General features: G+C 62.0%; 13 protein-coding genes. 11 read left to right on the top strand and 2 right to left on the bottom strand.

All coding sequences use genetic code 11. From position 1 onward, the window contains the following. Positions 1-4: 4 nt before the first annotated feature. From VOI21_RS01180 to VOI21_RS01130, 11 genes are all read left to right on the top strand, one after another. A complete protein-coding gene (locus tag VOI21_RS01180; RefSeq protein ID WP_323766876.1) occupies positions 5-409 on the top strand; it encodes a YciI family protein in 405 nt (134 codons plus the stop codon). A gap of 19 nt (positions 410-428) precedes the next feature. Next, entirely contained in the window at positions 429-1,499 is a 1,071-nt protein-coding gene (locus tag VOI21_RS01175) for a C4-dicarboxylate TRAP transporter substrate-binding protein (protein ID WP_323766874.1), read from the top strand. A 12-nt stretch (positions 1,500-1,511) separates the two neighbouring features. Continuing rightward, positions 1,512-2,081, top strand: a complete 570-nt coding sequence (locus VOI21_RS01170; protein WP_323766872.1) for a TRAP transporter small permease — start codon at positions 1,512-1,514, stop codon at positions 2,079-2,081. After that, positions 2,078-3,391 (top strand): TRAP transporter large permease, encoded by a 1,314-nt coding sequence (locus tag VOI21_RS01165; protein WP_323766870.1) that lies wholly within the window; start codon positions 2,078-2,080, stop codon positions 3,389-3,391. Before VOI21_RS01170 ends, VOI21_RS01165 begins: the two co-directional genes overlap by 4 nt. A gap of 19 nt (positions 3,392-3,410) precedes the next feature. Further along, a complete protein-coding gene (locus VOI21_RS01160) occupies positions 3,411-3,935 on the top strand; it encodes an NADPH-dependent FMN reductase (RefSeq protein ID WP_323766868.1) in 525 nt (174 codons plus the stop codon). Positions 3,936-4,237: 302 nt separating this feature from the next. After that, positions 4,238-5,245, top strand: a complete 1,008-nt coding sequence (locus VOI21_RS01155) for an ABC transporter substrate-binding protein (RefSeq protein WP_323766866.1) — start codon at positions 4,238-4,240, stop codon at positions 5,243-5,245. A 61-nt stretch (positions 5,246-5,306) separates the two neighbouring features. After that, positions 5,307-6,104 carry an ABC transporter ATP-binding protein gene (locus VOI21_RS01150; RefSeq protein ID WP_323766864.1) on the top strand — a complete coding sequence of 266 codons (798 nt, stop codon included), beginning with the start codon at positions 5,307-5,309 and terminating at the stop codon, positions 6,102-6,104. Next, positions 6,101-6,862 carry an ABC transporter permease gene (locus VOI21_RS01145; protein ID WP_323766862.1) on the top strand — a complete coding sequence of 254 codons (762 nt, stop codon included), beginning with the start codon at positions 6,101-6,103 and terminating at the stop codon, positions 6,860-6,862. Before VOI21_RS01150 ends, VOI21_RS01145 begins: the two co-directional genes overlap by 4 nt. A gap of 174 nt (positions 6,863-7,036) precedes the next feature. Then, positions 7,037-7,945 (top strand): BadF/BadG/BcrA/BcrD ATPase family protein, encoded by a 909-nt coding sequence (locus tag VOI21_RS01140; protein ID WP_323766860.1) that lies wholly within the window; start codon positions 7,037-7,039, stop codon positions 7,943-7,945. Further along, positions 7,942-9,063: an N-acetylglucosamine-6-phosphate deacetylase gene (gene nagA / locus VOI21_RS01135; protein WP_323766858.1), complete on the top strand. Its 1,122-nt coding sequence runs from the start codon at positions 7,942-7,944 to the stop codon at positions 9,061-9,063. Before VOI21_RS01140 ends, nagA begins: the two co-directional genes overlap by 4 nt. 375 nt (positions 9,064-9,438) lie before the next feature. After that, positions 9,439-10,689 (top strand): lytic murein transglycosylase, encoded by a 1,251-nt coding sequence (locus VOI21_RS01130; protein WP_323766856.1) that lies wholly within the window; start codon positions 9,439-9,441, stop codon positions 10,687-10,689. A gap of 121 nt (positions 10,690-10,810) precedes the next feature. Here the strand turns inward: VOI21_RS01130 and VOI21_RS01125 are convergent, their stop codons facing one another. Beyond that, complete coding sequence (locus VOI21_RS01125) at positions 10,811-15,982, bottom strand: Hint domain-containing protein (RefSeq protein ID WP_323766854.1); 5,172 nt, start codon at positions 15,980-15,982, stop codon at positions 10,811-10,813. Between the two features lie 273 nt (positions 15,983-16,255). After that, positions 16,256-17,866, bottom strand: coding sequence for a transcriptional regulator (locus tag VOI21_RS01120; RefSeq protein WP_323766852.1), 1,611 nt, complete (start codon positions 17,864-17,866; stop codon positions 16,256-16,258). Between the last annotated feature and the right edge of the window lie 81 nt (positions 17,867-17,947).

Genomic DNA, 17,947 nt, shown 5'->3' with positions numbered 1-17,947 from the left:
ATACATGAGTGAGGCGGATAATCCCAAGGCCGTGCCTGCCGCCGCAGTGCGGGAGGCCAGCAGTGCGATGCTGCAAAAGCAGCTTTACGCGATCTTCACGACGCCAACCGACGGGCTGGGCGCGGTCTTTGCCAATCTGGAGGCGCATCTTGCGTTTCAGGTCGGGCTTGAAAAGGACAGCATCCTGTACGCTGCCGGACCGCTCTGGACTGACGACGAAAACCAGTGGGAGGGGGAAGGCATGGTCGTTGTGCGCGCCGGTTCGCGCGCAGAGGCCATCGCCATTGCGGAGCGCGACCCCATGCATCGAAGCGGAGCACGCACGTTCACGGTACGCCCGTGGATGATCAACGAGGGCACTATCGACGTGCGGCTCGATTTCTCGACGCAAACTTTTGAAATCAAATGAACATCTAGGGAGGAAGACAATGAAGACTATTCTGGGAACAATGGCGGCGGCGATCGCCTTTCCGGCGGCGCTTCTGGCGCAAGAGACGGTCTATCTGACGGTGGCGTCTAGCCATCCGACCGTTGTGCCGTGGGTTGGCATGATCCAGACGCATTTCATGGCCCGCACGGATGAAATCCTTGCCGAGACCGGAGACTACGAGATCTCTTGGAATGAGGCCTTTGGCGGCACCCTGTACAAGGCGAATGCCACGCTGAGTTCGGTCGAAGAGGGCATTACCGACGTGGGCTGGGTGTTTTCATTCCTGGAACCGGCGCAGCTTCCGCTTAGCCAGGTGTCCACGAACACGCCGTTTGCCACCGCGAACCCTCCGGTCCTGCTGGACGTCATGGAAGAGCTGCTGGAAACGAACGCTGCCTTCCGCGCCGAATGGGAAGATCACAACCTGAAGGTCCTGGGCCTGACCGCAACCGACCTTTACGATATCTACACCAAGCAACCGCTGACCGGCATTGCCGATATCAACAGAATGAAATTGTCCGCTCCCGGTGTCTTGGGGAGCTGGCTGCGCGGAACAGGCGCCAACGCCGTCGACGGCGCGTTGACGACATTCTACACGGATGTGCAGACGGGGGTGTCCGATGGCGCCTTGACGCTGGCGCTTGGGGCGATGCCGATCAAGCTTTACGAAGTGGCCCCCTACATCAACCGCTTTGATGCCGGCGCGGCCTTTTCGGGTGCCATCGCCATCAACCGCGACACGTGGGACGGCCTGCCGGAACCGGTACAGGCGGCGATGATCGAGGCCGGGAAATACTATACCGAAAGCCATGGTCAGGACATGGTGGATCGCCATGAGCTGATGCTGAACCTGATGGTCAAGAACGGTGCGACCCAAACGCCCCCCGTGACCATTGTCCAGATGCCTGCGGGCGAACGTCAGGCATGGGTCGATATGCTGCCTGACTTGGCTGGTGAGTGGGCCGCAGCCGTGGATGCGCAAGGCGCGCCGGGAACGGCTTTCCTGACAGAGTACATGGACGCGTTGCGCAAAGCGGGTGAAACCCCTGCGCGCGACTGGGACAAGTAACGGTCCAGACCCGTGAAAACCGAGAAAAACCCCAATAGTGCCCGCGCAAAGCGTGGGCACAGCGGACACGGCATTGCGCGCATCTGGGCGTTTGTCGTCGAAGGTCTTGCGGTCATCGGGACACTGATGATCGGCGTGCTGATGGTTATCATTTGTTCCGACATCATTTTCCGCAACCTGCTGGGCGCGTCGTTGCCGCTGGTATCGGAACTTGGGGCGCTGGTTCTTGTGATGATCGTCTACCTGCAACTTGCAACGACGGTGCGGGCCAACAGGCTGGCGCGGACAGAGATCTTTCTGCCACCGATAAAGCGGCGCTTTCCCAAACTGGGGGCACTGATTGCCGCCCTGTTCAATCTTGTCGGTGCGGCGATGCTGGGCCTGATCGCGTGGTCGACCCTGAGGATTTTCGAAAAAGACTTCAACTCGGGCGAATTCATCGGCGTCACCGGCATCGCAACGCTGCCGACGTGGCCGTTTCGCGCCATGATCCTGCTGGGCGTGACCGTCGCCGCAATCGAATTCATCGTGCGCGCTGCGAGCAATCTGCGGACGTCCGACACAGGAGCTGATCCCCGATGACCCCTATTGAAATTGGGACCTACGCAATCGGCGCGCTGATCCTGCTGATCTATATCGGTTTGCCCATTGGAATCGGCATGCTGCTTGTGTCTTTTGCGGGCGTCGCCTTGATGCGGAACGATGTTGTCGCGACCCGTATGATCGGCGCCGTGGCAAATGACTCGCTGCAGGAATACCTGTTCGCCGTGGTGCCGCTGTTTGTTCTGATGGGGCTGTTGGTGACGGTGTCCGGTGTGGGTAAGGACACGTTCGATGTCTTTGAACGTCTGCTGAAACGGGTGACTGCGGGGCTTGGTATCGCCACGGTCTTTGCCAATGCCGTGTTCGCCTCTATCACGGGCATCTCCATCGCATCGGCAACAGTCTTTAGTCGCGTGGCTGTGCCGGAAATGACGCGACACGGATATACCAAGAAATTCGCGACAGGCGTCGTGGCCGGGTCGTCCGTGCTGGGCATGATGATCCCCCCATCGCTGTTGATGATCGTTTATGCCGTCCTGGCCGAAGAATCTGTCGGACGGATGTTTCTGGCGGGCATTGGCCCCGGCCTGCTGCTGGCGGTGATGTTTTCCGCGACGATCATTTTGCTGGCCAAAACCAAAAAGGACTTCGTCTTTACCGACACAGAGGACACAAACGCGTTTCACGACATCACCGGGGGTGAGGTCGTCCGAAAATCCATACCGATCGTCAGTCTGATGCTGTTGGTTCTGGGCGGATTGTACGGCGGGTTCTTCAACCCGACCGAGGCCGGTGCCGCGGGTGCATTTGGCGCACTGGTCATCGCATTGCTGCGCAAATCGCTGGGCAACGGAACGCTATGGAAGTTACTGGTAGAAACTGGCCAGATCACCGTGTCTGTCCTGCTCCTGATCATGGCTGCCACGTTCTTCAGCCGAATGCTTGCTTTGTCCGGTGTGCCGCGCGAATTGGCAGAGTTCTTTTTGTCTGGCCCGGTTGGACCGTTCGGCTTTCTGCTGCTTTACCTGCTGATCATCATCGCCCTCGGTTGTCTGATCGACTCGATCTCGATCATGTTGATCATGCTGCCAATCGCCTTGCCCGTGGCCAATGCCGCTGACTTTGACCTGATCTGGTTTGGCGTTCTGACCGTGGTTGCTGTTGAGATCGGATTGCTGACGCCGCCTTTCGGGCTGTCCGTCTACACGATCAAATCGGCGATGGATGACCCCGACCTCAAGGTTGGCGAGATCTTTCGCGGCGCACTTCCATTCGTTGTCGCAATGCTCGCCTCGCTGGCGTTGATTATTGCGTTCCCTTCAATCGCGACATGGCTCGCGCGCCTGTGACCCAAGAGAGAAGAACTCTATGACCAAACTGCTTTTCGTGATCGGAAGCCTGCGATCCGCATCCGCATCAATGGCGACTGCGCGCGCGCTTGTTGATCGTCTGGGATCTGATGTGGTGTGCAGCTTTGCCGACATCGGTGGGTTGCCACACTACAATGCCGATCTGGGCGATGTCCCCCCGGTGACGGAGCTGATCACCCAGCTGCGCGATGCGGACGGGGTCGTGTTCGTGACGCCCGAGTATAATTACAGCATCCCCGGCGTTCTGAAAAACGCGATCGACTGGGCGTCGCGACCGGCGTTTGAATCCGTGTTCAAGGGAAAGAAATGCTTTGTCATCTCTGTCTCCGGCGGGGCTCTGGGGGGCGTGCGGGCACAAGGACATCTGAAGTATGTATTGAACGGCATGCTTGCGGACACTTTTGCCTGCAAAGAAATTGTCGTTCCGTCGGCCAACGCAAAGATCACCGATGGAAAACTTAACGACACGTTTATTCTGGATTTCGCCGAAGAAAATCTGCGCGGATTTCTGGTGGGTCTTTGACTGGTGCCGACAGGTTTCCAAAGGGGTTCCTGTCGACCCGCGCTCTCTGCGGTCGTCATGTTCCGGTTATAAAACCTGACCCGGCGTCGTCCTGTGCTCGGGCGGCGACTGCGAAGGGAGGTGCTTTCCGCAGGAAAAAGACCTCATCTCATTGCGTGCTTGCATAATAAATGGGCGATACGCGCCCCTTGTCCCAAAAAAGTGTCGCTACCCGGATCGCTGGGTCTTGGCCGGACGGCGCGTGGTTCCCCTTGTCCCTGACCTGCAGCAGTGTCGCGCGGGACTGATCTCAGGGAGTGACCATGTTTAGACATAGTTTTGCGGCCTTCGCCGCGACCGTTGTGATGGCGGGTGCCGCAATTGCGGAAACCGCCGTGCCTTTCGCGCTTGACTGGAAATTCGAAGGACCGGCTGCGCCGTATTTCGTCGCCATCGACAAGGGCTATTTCGGAGAGCAGGATCTGTCGGTCGAGATTTCGGCCGGGCAGGGGTCTCTTGATGCGATCCCGAAGGTGGCGACCGGCGCATTTCCGGTGGGCTTTGCCGACATCAACTCTTTGATAAAGTTCCTTGATCAGAACCCCGGCGCGCCGGTGACGGCGGTCATGATGATCTATGACAAGCCGCCCTTTGCCATCGTCGGGCGCAAGTCGCTGGGGATCGAGGTCCCCAAGGATCTTGAGGGCAAAATTCTTGGCGCGCCGCCGCCGGATGGCGCTTGGGCGCAGTTCCCCGCCTTTGCCACCGCCAACGATCTGGACGTGAGCAAGATCACGGTTGAGCCGGTAGGGTTCCCAACCCGTGAGCCGATGCTGGCAGAGGGCAACGTGGACGCCGTGACCGGCTTTTCCTTCTCGTCCTACCTGAACCTTGTGCGTCTTGGCGTGCCAGAGGATGACATCTCGACCATCCTGATGGCGGACTACGGCCTGCAGCTTTATGGCAACGCGATCATCGTCAACACCGACTATGCCGCTGCAAACCCTGCGGTGATCACCGGCTTTCTGACCGCCGTCGCGGCGGGCTGGAAAGACGCCATCGCGGACCCCGAACCCGCCATCGCCAGCCTGATCGAGCGTAACCCGGCGGCGGACGCCGCGCTGGAGCAGCGCCGTCTGGAACTTTCCATAGACGCCAACGTGATGACGGCGTTCGCGCTGGAATTCGGTATGGGCGGCATTGACCCGGCGCGTCTGGACGCCGCGCTGGAGCAACTGGCCGAGACCTATGAGTTCCAGAACGCCCCCGATGCGGCGCTTTACTTCACCGACGCTTATCTGCCCGACGCTTCGGCGCGTATGTTGAAGTAACTTTGATCTGGCCCGCGGCGCGTTGCGTGCCGCGGGTCTTTTGCTGCAAGGAGCGTGCCGCGTGTCGCAACCGCTGATCGAGATCAAGGGCGTCCGGCACGCCTACAAGACACAGGCCGGCCCCTTGCCGGTGCTGGACGGATTGGAACTGAGCGTGCCCGAGGGCGGCTTTGTCGCGGTGGTCGGGCCATCGGGTTGCGGAAAATCCACGCTGACCCGGCTGGTCGCCGGACTGATGAAACCCGACGAGGGTGAGGTTTGGCTGCATGGCGAGCGGGTCAAGGGGCCGCGTTCGACCGTAGGTATGGCCTTTCAGAACCCGGTCCTGCTGGAATGGCGGACGATCCTGCAAAACGTCATGTTGCCGCTGGAAATCGTGTCGACCGGGATGGGTAAGCGCGAAAAGGAAGAACGCGCCCGCCATCTGCTTGCACTGGTCGGGCTGGAGGGGTTCGAGGACAAACGCCCCAGCGAACTGTCCGGCGGGATGCGCCAGCGCGCCTCCTTGTGCCGTGCCATCGTACACAAACCAGACGTGCTGATCCTTGATGAGCCTTTCGGCGCACTGGATGCCTTTACCCGTGAGGACCTCTGGCAGACCATGCACCGGGTCAAGGCCGAGGAGCCCTTTACCGGCGTGCTGATCACCCATGATCTGCGCGAGTCGATCTTTCTGGCCGATCAGGTGGTGGTTCTGTCCGGGCGGCCTGCACGGACGCAATACGTGATGGAGGTGCACCTGACCGGAGAGCGCGATATCGAACATCTCTATACGCCCGAAAGCGCGGAGGCGCTGAACACCCTGCGCCACCAGATTCAAGTCGCGCAAGGGCGCTCTCCGGCGGAGTCGGTGCAATGAGCCTGCAAAAATTCCTTGTCCCCATCGCCGCGATGGTCGTCTTTGGCCTGCTCTGGGAGTTCCTTGTCTGGGCGAACGGCTGGCCGAATTACGTCATGGCTTCGCCGTCGGACCTGCCGCCGGCCTATGCGAAATACTGGAGCCTGTTCCTGACGATGGGCTGGCAGACGTTGTGGCGAACGGTCGTCGGTCTGGTCGTGGCGATCATCTTTGGCGTGCTTGTGGGCATGGTCATGGGCTTTTCTCGCGTGATGCGCGACGCGTTGTATCCGCTGCTGGTGGGGTTCAACGCGGTTCCCAAGGCGACGGTGGTGCCGATTGTGGCGTTGCTGTTTGTCGGTCAGCACAACTTTAACACCATCCTGATCGCCTTTATGATTTCCTTCTTTCCCATCGCGGTCTCTGTCTCGATCGGTTTGTCGACGTTAGAGCCGGAGTATCGCGATATCCTGCGCTCTCTGGGGGCTTCGCAGGCCACGATTTTTTGGAAGATTGCCCTGCCCAAAACCCTGCCAGAGTTCTTTGGCGCGCTGAAGGTGGCCGTCACGCTGGCTTTTATCGGGACCAACCTGATGGAGATCGTCTCTCCCCACGGGCGCGGGTTGGGGGCGTTGTTCGACAGTGGCAAAACGAACTCGGATTATCCGCTGATGTTCGCCGTCCTGATCGCGCTCGCCCTGATGGGGATACTGCTCTACTACGTGGTTGTGGCGCTGGAAAAGGTCTTTGCCGGTTGGGCGGAACGCTCGCCGGGGTGACGTGACCTTTGCGCGGTGGGCGTCGGCCAAGGGCGCCCACAGGTGCCACAGCGGTATCGTCACAGGCGGCGTTTCATCGTGGCCATGCTGCGTGTCAGTGTCCGTTGCCTGCCGCATCGTCCCTCCCGGTATGATGCCATAAGGCGGGTGATCCGTTGGAATAGAGGCTTTTTCATGCAGCGCGCCTGTGCCAATGATCCGGGTATGGGGCAGAATACCAACACTCTTTTAATCGCGGTTGACGGTGGCGGTTCCGGCTGTCGGGCGGTTGTCGCGACGTCTGCGGGGCGCGTGTTGGGTGAGGGAAGCGCGGGTCCAGCCAACGCCACCACCGACCTTGATCAGGCCATATCGAACGCGCGACTGGCACTACAGGCCGCGCTGGCATCTGCGGGACTGGGCGAAGAGGCCTTGAAACGCTCTGTCGGCCATCTTGGACTGGCCGGTGCTCTGAGTCCTGAGGTGACGGCACGGATTGCGGCGGGCAGCGGTCTGTTCAATGTCACAGTGAGCGACGATCTTGAGACTGCCGTCGCCGGGGCGCTGGGCGCTGGCGACGGGGTGCTGGTTTCGGTTGGGACCGGGTCGGTTCTGGCGGCGCGGATGGGGGGCACGCTGGTCCGGATCGGCGGCTGGGGACTGCAGGTGTCGGATCAGGCGTCAGGCGCGTGGCTGGGGCGGAATCTGCTGGAACGGGTCCTGTTGTGTCATGACGGGCTGGAAGAGCACTCCGCTCTGACCCGCGCCGTGCTGGAGGAAACTGGGGGAACGGCGATGGACATCGTGCGCTACGCGGCCACGGCGCAGCCGGTGGATTATGCAAGATTGGCACCGCGCGTTGCTGCCTCGGCCCAAGATGCCCACGGCAGCGCGCTCTTGCAGGAGGGGGCCGACTACCTGTGCCGGGCGCTGGATGCGCTTGACCCAGAGGGGCGCGCGCCGGTTTGTCTGGTGGGGGGATTGGGGCCAGTCTATGCGGATTGGCTGCCCCTGGCAGTACAGGCGCGGTTGGTCCCGGCCGCAGGTACGGCGTTGGATGGTGCCTTGCGGATGGCACGCAACGCGGCGGAGCGTGGGGCATGACGCGGGTCATCTATTCCGGCGCGCAGGTGTTTGACGGAACCAAGCTGCACGACGACGCGGTCCTTGTCGTTGAGGATGGCGTGGCAGTCGCCGTCCTGCCGGCATCCGAGGCCCCAACCGGCAAGTCTGTAGACATGAAAGGCGGCGTACTGACGCCCGGGTTTGTGGACTTGCAGGCCAATGGCGGCGGCGGCGTGATGTTCAACGACGAAACCAGCGTCGAAGGCTTGCGCGTGATCGCCGCCGCACATGCCTCGACCGGAACGCGGGCCTTCCTGCCGACGCTGATCACCGACACGCCAGCCCGCACCCGCGCCGCGATAGAGGCGGTGGTGGCGGCCATTGCCGACGGTGTGCCGGGCATCGCGGGTTTGCACCTTGAAGGCCCGCACCTTTCCGTTACGCGCAAGGGCGCGCATGACCCGGACCTCATCCGCCCGATGACAGAGGCGGATGTGGATCTGCTGGAGCAGGCCGCGCAAAGACTGCCGTTGCTCAAGCTGACCGTGGCCCCCGAAAACACGCGCCCCGCGCAGATCGCGCGGCTTGCCCGGGCCGGGGCGCTGATCTCTTTGGGCCACAGCGATTGCAGTTATGAAAAGGCCATGGTGGCATTTTCCGCCGGGGCGCGCTGCGTCACCCATCTGTTCAACGCCATGAGTCCGCTGCGGCACCGCGAACCGGGCCTTGTCGGCGCGGCGCTGGATGCGGGGACGGTTTCGGCCGGGATCATCGCCGATGGCGTGCATGTGCATCCGGCGGCACTACGCGCTGCGGTTGCGGCCAAGCGTGGGCCGGGCCAGTTGTTTCTTGTGACCGACGCCATGGCCACGCTCGCGTCCGGGTTGCAGGAGTTTCGGCTGGGCGGGCGACGCGTTCTGCGGGCAGAGGGGCGGCTGACGTTGGAGGATGGCACGCTCGCGGGGGCCGATCTGACGATGCCCCAAGCGATTCGCGTGATGACTCACGAGGTGGGTGTTCCCCTTGCTCAGGCACTTGCCATGGCGACGACGATCCCCGGTGGGTTCCTGTCCGCAGCCACCGCCAACAGCACCCCGTTTCGCACCCCATTTGTCCATCTTGCAGAGTGCGGAAATGCGTCGCCGATTGAGGTCTAGCTTTGGCTCCTGCCCCAACTTTCGCAACCGGTTGACGCGAAGTGATGATATTTTGTGCTGTTCATTAAGTGCTTGGAATATATATTAAGATTAGATGAGTGTACCGTTTTTACAACGGGATGAAATGTCGTGAGTTTCCGTCCGTTCAAGTGCAGCTGCAACCATGATCTTCGCTATGGAACCAGTACGTGCAGCTATTGCTTTTGCCCTACGCCGATCTGGAACCGCTGGTGGCTGCCGATCATCCTGATTGCTGTCGTCGGCATGATCGTTTTGGTGAATTGGTCGTGATCCGCCCATCGCAACCGGCGCGGTTGTGGTTGTACGCGATGTCGTTCTAGCGTAGCGGCGGCAACATCGGGCAGGAGACAAGACATGCGTCTGACCAGAAGAGATTTTGGGCTGGGACTATCGGGAGTCGTGTTGGCCGGGTGTCTGCCCGGAGGAGGCGCGCTCCCGCAGGTTGCGCGACCTGATCCGGCGCTGGAGCCGGGTCTGCGGCCGCAGCCGAATCCAGCTTATGATCAGTGGGTTGCAGCGTTCAAGACACGCGCCATGTCACAGGGGATTACACAGGGAACACTGGACCGCGCCTTTCGTGGGCAAGGCTTTTTGCCCGGCGTGATAGAGCGTGATCGCAACCAGACGGAATTCCGTCGCACGCTGGAGGATTACATCGCCATCGTCGCGCCGGAGGAAAAGGTCAAGTTTGGCCGAAGCGCCTTTGCGCGGCAACGTAGCGCGCTTGACCGTGTTGAGGCCCAGTACGGTGTCCCGGCGCAGGTCATGGCCTCGATCTGGGGCGTTGAGAGTTACTTCGGAACCAAGCGTGGCAAGATCCCGGTGATCTCGGCCACGTCGACCCTAGCGTGGGAAGGGCGGCGCGGTCGCTTTTTCGAATCAAACTTGATGGATGCTTTGAGAATCGTCCAGACGGGTGACGCCCGACCCGATCAACTGGTCGGAAGCTGGGCCGGGGCGATGGGTCACACGCAATTGATCCCCAACGCCTACCAGGCAAACGCGGTTGATTTCGACGGTGACGGCAAGCGGGATATCTGGTCAGAGAACCCGATTGACGCCTTCGCCACCACGGCGCGCTTTGTGTCGCGCGCGGGCTGGAAGCGGGGTGCGCCATGGGGCATTGAGGTGCGTCTGCCGCAGGGATATTCTGGGCCGACAGGACGCAAAAACCGGGCTGCCGTCTCGCGGTTTCAGGACCTGGGCGTGCGCACCGCGCGGGGGGGATCGCTGCCTGATCACGGGTCCGCCGCGATCCTTGCCCCGATGGGCGTCGGCAAACCGGCCTTTCTGGTCTTCCACAACTTCAACATGATCCTCCGGTACAACCCTTCCGAGAACTATGGACTGGCTGTGGGCTATCTTGCGGACCGTCTTGCCGGTGCGGGGCCCTTGGTGGGTGACTTTGGTCGCGACAAATACGGGCTGAGCCAGGAAGAGCGCAAAGCCCTGCAACGCGGCCTGACGCGGGCAGGGTTTGACGCGGGGACACCGGACGGGGTGTTCGGCAAAAAAACTGAGGCGGCAATCAGGGCCTACCAGACCTCAAAGGGATTGACGGTGACCGGCGAACCTTCGCGGGCATTGCTGGACATGCTGGGCTGAAAAGGGCGTGCGGCCTCGCCGAATTTGGGGCCGCACCGGATAATACACGCAAGCCTCTGCCAAGCGCCCCGTGCTTTAGTTTGACAACACCACAGGCGTCCGGGGGCAGAGCCCCCGGCAGTCAGGCCGCCAGCAAAATCCGCGCCTGTTCGGCCTTCAGTGAGGCACGCGCGGCGGTGTAAGAGCTTCGGCCCGGGGCGTTGGACAGTTCCGGAAACAGCGCCAATAGTTCTGAGCGTTGCGCCGAATCCAGACCTGCCAATGACAGGTCGCCGGGCTGAAAACTTTCGGTCCATGCGCCGTCGGACATGACCAGTTCATGGGCGTTGAACATGAAATGTACGTAGGTGATGCCATCGGGCGGCGATTCTCGGGTGATGCCCGGGCGGCCGACAAGGTAGCTCGCCGCGACAAGAACCTCGTCTTCGCCGAACAGCAGTTCCACCGTTGCGCCGCCCATGACGACCCGGTGTTGGGGGGAGACCAGCATGTCGCGTTCCGGTACGCCGCGCCCCAATGCGCCCGCCAGAATGCGGATCGGGCGCAGGTCGGGGCAGGCGGCCAGCGTGGCCCCACTCAGGGTTTTGGTTCCAGCCCATAGCACCCGTTTGTAGCCGTTGTCGCGGGTCAGCACCCGGTCGCCGCGCGCGATTGCCGCCGCATCGACCTCGCCTCTTGTGGTTTTGATCATCGTGCCGGGAGTAAAGCAGGGCGTGTAGTTGACGTTCTCGATTTCCGAGAAGGTGAGCGTGGAGCCGTCATTCCACGTGACAGTGCCGGATTCCGCGCCTGTCATGGTGACGACCGCCGGTCCGGTGACATTCAGCGTGTCGCCGCCGGCTTCGCCGGTTTCTCCGCCGGTGATGGTCAGGTTTGCGCCGGACACATCGCCTGCCGTGACGTTGAACACGTCGTCGCCGTCGCCGCCTGTCGCCACGTCGCCGGAACCCGCGTTGATCGTGTCGGCCCCGTCGCCACCAGAAAGAGTGTCTGCGCCCGCGCCGCCGGTCAGGCTGTCAGCACCTGCGCCGCCGTCCAGCATGTCGTCGCCGGAACCGCCGGTCAGGTTGTCACTACCGTCACCGGCAAAGACCGCCATCCCGGCGCTGTCGGCGCTGCCGTCGACGCTGTCATTTCCGCCGCCAAGCGTCAGCGCCTCTATTTCCGAGAAACCCGCGCTGTCGGTGCCGTCACTGATCGTTCCGGCCTCGTCGCCGGTATAGGTGACCGTAACGGGACCGGGGACCGCGGAGGCGTCGAGGGTGTCGTTATCACTGCCAGTGGTGGCGGATTCGCCGCCCGCGATGGTGTCTGCGCCAAACCCGGGTGCCAGCACAAATGAATCCGCGTCCGCGCCCCCGATAAGCAAGTCGCCGTCTGCGCCGCCCAGCAGAACATCCGCGCCGTCGCCGCCGTCCAGCGTGTCAGACCCGCTTGCGCCCTCCAGCGAGTCGTCGCCGGTTCCTCCAAGAACGCTGTCGTCGCCAAGGCCCGCCAGGACGGTATCATCGCCGCCGTAGGCAAGGATGGTATCATCCTGGCTGCCGCCGATGCCGTCACTGTTGTCGACGAAGTCACCGTTGGGGTCGTCTGCGTAGACCGCGCCGATCAGATCGCCCGTTGCCGTTCCCTCGACGATGAAATCGCCGGGGCTAAGCGGGATGCCCATGGCGTTCAGTTGCTCGGGGGTTTGCACCTCGGAGATCGAAACGCCGACAAGGGTGATGGACTCGCCGTTGGGAAAGGTCAGAATCGCGTGGCCCGATCCGTCGCCTGCCGTGTCGGTGACGGTGACATCTCCGGTTGTGACCGGGTTGCCGTCGAGATCGGTCAAGGCGCTCACGTCCAGCAGGTCGTTGCCAACAAAGGCTCCGCCGCCAAGGTCCGTGGGGGCCTCAAAGCTGGAAATCACGTCATCGCCGGACCCGTCGGCCAGCACCACCACGTCCTGTTCCCCGTCGCCTGCGCCGACATCGATGATGTCGTTGCCTGCGCCGCCCTCGACCGTGTCCGCGCCCGAGGAGGTCAGCAGGCTGTCGTCACCCGCGCCGCCCGAAACGCTGTCATTGTCGAAGCCGGAGAAAATCGTGTCGTTGCCGCCGCCGCCAAGGATCGTGTCATCGCCGTAGTTGCCGATGATGTGTTCCGCCCCATCGGAGCCGACAACGCTGTCGTTGCCGGTGCCCATCTGGAACCGCTCGATTTCCTCGAAAGTGGTGGTGTTGACGCCGTCCGTCAGCGTGCCGGTTTCTGCGCCTGTGTAAACGATGGTGATGTCGTCCGAGATGGTCGAAAAGTTGATCCGGTCGCCTTGGGTCTCGCCGCTTTCGCCGCCGACGATGCTGTCATTGTCGAGCTGGACATCGAGAAAGATCTCGTCATCGCCAGAGTCGCCAAACACCGTGTCGTTCCCGGCCCCCGCGTCGATCACGTCGTCGCCCGCGCCCGCCTGCACGATGTCGTCGTTGGAGTTCACCGGGTAGTCGGAGTTGTCGATCCGGTCGCCGTCGGGGTCGCCAGTGTAGGCTGTGTTGATGGTGTCGTCCCCTGCGGTGCCCGAGACGATGAAATTGTCCGAGACCGCAGGCGGCACGCCGATGGCCTCTAGCTGGGTCGGAGTGGCAACGGCCGAGGAGGACACGCCGATCAGGGTCAGCGATGTGCCGTCGGGGAAGGTCAGGATGGCATCGCCGCTGCCGTCGCCGTTGGTGTCCGAAACGGCCACATCCTCGGTCGAGACCGGGTTGCCCGAACCGTCCAGCATCCCGGAGACGTCGATTTGATCTTGGGACGTGCCGTCACCGGAATCGCTTATGTCGAAGCCGGTGATCGACTGGCTGTCGCCACCGCCCAGCACGATCGTGTCGCGCCCGGTGCCCAGCTGGATCGTTTCGATCTGTGAATAGGACAGCGTGCCTGTGCCGTCAGAAATGGTCCCCGCCTCTGGGTCGGACCCCGACATATCGACCGTGACGCCGCTCGCCACGGCCTGCATGTCGATGGTGTCGGCGTCGGTGCCCGCCTCGCCGCCAGTGATGGTGTCGCTGCCAAATCCATCGTCGAGCACAAACAAGTCACCATCCGCACCACCGGACAGGACATCCGCCCCGCCCCCGGAAATGATCGTGTCGCTGCCTGTGCCGCCGGTGATGGTTTCGGCGTCGCCCCCGCCGACGATGTAGTCGTCGCCCGCGCCACCATCCAGCGAATCTGCGCCACCCTCACCGTAGATGAAATCGTTGTCCGCGCCGCCAAGGACCGTGTCATTGCCCTGGCCCGCATAGATCGTGTCGGACCCCGCGCCACCGTCAAGGTAGTCGTCGCCTGCATGCTGTACGGCCGCCTGATCGTCGATCAGATCATTGCCGTCGCCGCCGTAGACCGTGCTGGAGCCTTGGCCATAATGCAGTGTGTCGTCACCGGCGTGGCCATCCAGATAAACGCCGGACGTGTTTGCGGTCGCATCGATGGAATCGTTGCCCTGTGTCGCTTCGATCCCCTCGATCTCGGAGAATGTGACCGTCTGGCCGCGGATCGAAACGCTGCCCGCCTCGTCACCGCTGAAGGTCACAGAGATGGTGTCGCCCGCGTCGCTCTCGTTGGAAAAGTCGAGCACGTCGAAATCGGTGCCGGTGGTGACGGTCTCACCGCCGGTCACCACTCTGTCGAAATCAGAGCCTTCGAGCAGTATCCGGTCATTGTCGGCGTCGCCAAAGACAGTGTCTGCGCCAGTCACCGCGTTCAGAGTGTCTGCGCCGTCGCCGCCGCGCATCAGGTCGCCGTCGGCCCCGCCGTCGAGGTAGTCATCGCCACTGCCACCGTCCAGCGTATCCTGCCCCGCGCCGCCGTCGAGCGAGTCGTCGCCAGAACCGCCAAGAACCGAGTCGTTGCCGTCCCCGCCCTGAAGCGTATCGTTGTCCGCCCCGCCGTCGATGGTGTCGTTGCCCGCCATGCCGTCGATGAAATCACCGCCCGCGCCGCCGTCGATCACATCATCCTGACTTTCAGGGGTGGCGTTGATCACTGTGGGCGGGTTGGAAAAGCCAGTTGTCGAGAAGGCATAGTTCGTGCCGGCCCCGCGCGAGGTGACCTCGAACACCAGTTGCTGCTGATCGACATAAGCGAATTGCGCCCAGTGGTTCTCATCCGCATTACCAGAACTGGTACCATCGGACTGCGCGCCCAGTTCCTCGCCTGTATCGGTGGCGCTCAGGTTGGTGGTCGGCGCAGTGGCGAGTCCAAGGCTGACAACATCGGCGGTCTGGGCTGTGACGCTTTCGGCTGTGGTGTCGATGTCCTGAAAGGTGAAAGAGCCGGTGATCTTGATCGGCTCACCCGTCGCCTGATCGAAGAATTCGAACCCCAGCGTCACGCCGGTGCCCGAGTCCGATGCGCCATCGCGGTTGATGTAGACAGAGTTGGTGTTGAACTCGATCTGGATGTTCGGATCGTCCGCGTCGAGCACGGTCAGGCGGGCCTGTACCACCACGCCCTCATCGGTAACGCCGATGTTGTCGTAAACGGCATAGGACCCGATGACGCCGGTGCCGGTATCGCCTGTTTCGCTGACCGTATCGAAATCGAAGGAGGACAGCGTACCGGCGCTGACACCCAGATCAGAGCTGTCGCCATAGATCGTGTCGTTGCCGCCGCCGCCATCGATGGTGTCCTGACCGGATCCGCCGGTGATCAGGTCCGCCCCCGCACCTGCGATGATGCTGTCCGCGCCTGTGCCGCCGTCAATCGTATTGTCGCCGCCAAGAGCGTTGATCACGTCTGCGCCCGCGCCGCCCTGTAGCTCGTCCGACCCGGAATCCGAACTCAGCGTATCGTCGCCGTCGCCGCCGAGGATGGTATTGTTGCCGCCTGTCGCGGTGACGCTTTCGTCGCCATCGCCTAGGTTGACGAAATCATCGCCGTCAATGCCGGTGACAGTGTCGTTGCCGTCAGAGGTGAAAATCGTATCGCTACCACCGCCCAGATCGATGTTTTCGCTGCGGTCGCTGCCAGCGTAGAAATCCGATCCATCAGGGAGGCGAACGGTGGTGAAGAATTCGAATTGCGTTCTGCCGCCCAGATCCGCATCGCTGGTCCCGGTGAAGTACCTGTCGCCGACGGTATACGTCGTGGACCCGTTGGAGATTTGCAGCGCGCCGCTGACGGTGTTGTAATTGACCGAATACCCCGATCCAAGGCTGGAGAAATCCAGCGTGTGACCGGCCCTGCTCTGCGAGATGCCGCCCCAGAAGGACGCGGAATTCCAGTTGAAACTCGTAACCGAATATGTCGCCATCTCAGCGATACCCACCTTTTTCCGAAGCGGTCGCCAAAATCCACGGCTCCGCCTCGATCTGCCCCAATTCGTGGCGTCTTGCGCGCATTCCTTAGACTTGGGAATTGGGGCCGCAGTGGGTCAAATTATTGGAAAATGCGCGTGAAATTGTCGCTGATTGGGCCACAATCGAATGCGCGTCGCCACACTTTCGCCTTATTGTTGTTCGTTCGAGAGGTGGCACAGGTGGTCCTCAACGTACAAGCATACCTGTTGATTTCCTCGGGGCGTCGATCAAAGCAGGGCTTTGATCGGCTCCAGCATACCCTTGTTGCGCAGGGTTCGGACAGGGTAGCTGTCATCGTTGACCAGCCGGTCGAGGGAAAAGCCCGGTTCGATCTTGGCCAGTTTTTCGGCCACCGCCTGCGCCTTGTCCAACTGTCCTTCGAGGGCATAAAGCGCCAGCAGATGCCGATGCGCAGGCCGCGACAAGGGGGCCGATCTGACCGCCGCCTCGCCCGCCTCTATTGCTTCTTGCGGACGGTTGCAGGCAACGGCGACAATGCAATGGCCGGTGTCCCAGAAATGTTTGAAGGGTGAGGTGCGCGCGATCAGGCAGGCCCGGGCCGAGGCAGTGAAAGCGCCCTCCAGATCGCCCGACAGGATCAACGCCTCCGACAGGGATTTCCACGCAAAGGCGCTGGCCGGATTTCGGTCGACCGCGTTTTGGGCAAGGTCCAGAACCCCCGCCGTGTCGCCCAGAGCCGTGCCACGTACCTTGGAGACGATGGCATGAACCAGCACGTTGTCGGGCGCGAGCTCCATCGCCCGATAGTGCAATTCGACGGCCTCATCCAATAGCGGTTTTTGATCTGCTTCGGCCATTTCAATCATCTGGGTCAGGCGGATCATGCTGGCCCAGGCAAGGTAGATGCCGTTCTGATCACGCTTGAACGCCTGATCCATCAGGCCATAAGCCTCTCGCAGGGCGTCCTTTTCGAATGAAAACATGCGGTATAGACCCAGCCGCGACAAGGCGGTGGAGCGTGTCTCAGGACGGTCCTTGTCCAGCACATGCGGCAGCTTGCCGATGATCTGGTCGGCGGCCTCAAAGACGGTGCGTGACACCGCGATTTCGGCCGACAGAATATCCTCTAGCCGGTCAAGCTGTTGTAGCTTGGAATACAGGATGCGCGCGCTGGGCTGGTGCGTTGCCTTGATGAACAGGGCGTGCCCGCCCTCGCCGTTCGGGATCAACTGGGTGCTGACCTGAACGTCACTGATCGGGGCGCTCTCAGGCAGCGGGCCGTCGCCCTCGGATTGCCGCCAAGCGCGGACCTGCTCGGCGATGTTCTCGCCGATCTGGTTGGACAGCACCTCTCCCAGCATCCGTTCGCGGCCCGGGTCCTCGGTAAGAGCGCGGCAGTTGATGAGGATGCCGCGGCTGTCCGAAGGGCTGGCCTTGGCCAGCTTGGATTGCAGGGCCGCGCGCTCCTGCCGCAGCCAGTCCTCGAATTCGGGGTCGCGCACGTCGATGCCTTGCAATAGCTCGACCCGGTCATCCTCGGGCACCACTTCTTCGAGCAGATCGACGGTCACGGCGCGGGGGTCAAAAGAGACGCTGCTGCGGTCGGCTCTCAGGATGTCCGACGAAGCCCCCAAAACGTTGCGCAGTTTCGACAGGGCCTGACGCAGGTTCGCGCTGGCCTGTTCGGGGCCGAATGTCGACCAGAGTTTGTCCTCCAGCCAGCGACGCGGGCGGGCCATGTCCGGGCTAAGTGCCAGCATGGCCAAGAGCGCTTGGTTCTTGGCCCCCTTGAGTGGCAAGGCCAGACCATCGGCATCCCGGACCTGAAATGGCCCGAGTACGGTGATGGTGATCTTGTTGGCGTGCGTCTGGTTCATTCTTTTTCCCAAAGTCCCAAGAACGCTAGCACTGCCGTGACGCGGCGGCAACGGACGTGAAATTTTCGCAAATGTTTGCAG

Source organism: Antarctobacter sp., assembly GCF_034670325.1.
Taxonomy (GTDB): domain Bacteria; phylum Pseudomonadota; class Alphaproteobacteria; order Rhodobacterales; family Rhodobacteraceae; genus Antarctobacter.
The sequence above is the reverse complement of the archived record's forward strand: the minus strand, read 5'-3'. Positions and strand labels throughout refer to the sequence as shown.